The organism is Mesorhizobium sp. M7A.T.Ca.US.000.02.2.1, assembly GCF_003996995.1.
Lineage (GTDB): Bacteria > Pseudomonadota > Alphaproteobacteria > Rhizobiales > Rhizobiaceae > Mesorhizobium.
This window is the reverse complement of sequence record NZ_RZTT01000755.1, coordinates 1-1380: the sequence shown is the minus strand read 5'-3', so window position 1 is coordinate 1380 and position 1380 is coordinate 1. Positions and strand designations below refer to the sequence as shown.

Below are 1380 nucleotides of genomic sequence, written 5' to 3'. Positions count from 1 at the left end.
GGGAAAGAGAGATTATGTCAGTACTATTGACGTAATTTCCCTGCAATGGTAATTTTTGACAAGCTTTTGGGCGGATTGCGAACGAAAAGGCAAGGGAAGCCGGTTTTTCCGGAATTTCCTAAGTTTGCCAGAGCGCAATTATCCGCCTACGCTCCACCATAAAAGCCGCTTTGGGCGGCCGACACGAAACACACAACGATACAACTATCCGGGCTGCCGCCCGTGGGAGGTTACCATGGCATCCGTTCCCTTCGATCAACTCGATGGCTCCATCTGGATGAACGGCGAATTCGTCCAATGGGGTGACGCCAAGATCCATGTGCTGACGCACGGGCTGCATTACGCCAGCGCCGTTTTCGAGGGAGAACGCGCCTATGGCGGCGAGATCTTCAAGCTCAACGAACACACCGAGCGCCTGCATGAATCGGCACGCCTGCTCGGTTTCAATATCCCCTATACGGTGGCCGAGCTCAACGACGCCTCATCCACGCTTCTCAAGAAGCAGGGTTTCCAGGACGCCTATGTCCGGCCGATTGCCTGGCGCGGCAGTGAGCAGATGGGCGTCTCGGCGCAGAACAACCGCATCAACTGTGCCATCGCCATCTGGCAATGGCCGAGCTATTTCGATCCTGCACAGAAGCTGAAAGGCATCCGTCTCGATGTGGCGGAATGGCGACGGCCCGACCCGCGCACCGCGCCTTCCAGGTCGAAGGCCGCCGGCCTCTACATGATCTGCACCATGTCCAAGCACGCCGCCGAGGCCAAGGGCTATGCCGACGCCATGATGCTCGACTGGCGTGGCCAGGTCGCCGAAGCGACCGGAGCCAACATCTTCTTCGTCAAGGAGGGCAAGATCCACACACCAAAGCCCGACTGCTTCCTCGACGGCATCACCCGCCGCACGGTCATTGGGCTGGCCAAGGATCGCGGCCTGGAGGTGATTGAACGCGCCATCCTGCCGGAAGAGCTGGAAAGCTTCGAGCAGTGCTTCCTGACCGGGACGGCGGCGGAAGTGACGCCGGTTTCCGAGATCGGGCCTTACCGATTCGAGGTCGGCGAAATAGCCAAGAATCTTATGAATGACTATTCTGCGGCCGTTCAGCCCAAGCACGCGATCGCCGCAGAATAACGAAAGTCACAGCTTTTTTAGGAAGTAGGGGCGGTTTTCGGGCCGCCCCTTTTATTTCAGCGTTTCTGCATTTGACTTTCGTCCAATTCGGCGTCTCATGATGGTGTCGGCCCGGGAGGCTGACAGCTATGGAGGGACTAATCATATGGACATGAACACGCTTCTTCCGATCATCATACAGGTGATTACTGGCGTCATCGGTGGTCAGGCGGTCGGTGCGGCGCTCAAGACGGCGGCGATGGGTCAGCTTC

1 protein-coding gene is annotated in these 1380 nt (G+C 57.9%); it reads left to right on the top strand.

Going from position 1 to position 1380, the window contains the following annotated elements; genetic code table 11:
• The first annotated feature begins 235 nt into the window (after window positions 1-235).
• Window positions 236-1129 (top strand): branched-chain amino acid aminotransferase, encoded by an 894-nt coding sequence (locus tag EOD15_RS34340; RefSeq protein ID WP_127268418.1) that lies wholly within the window; start codon window positions 236-238, stop codon window positions 1127-1129.
• Window positions 1130-1380: the final 251 nt, after the last annotated feature.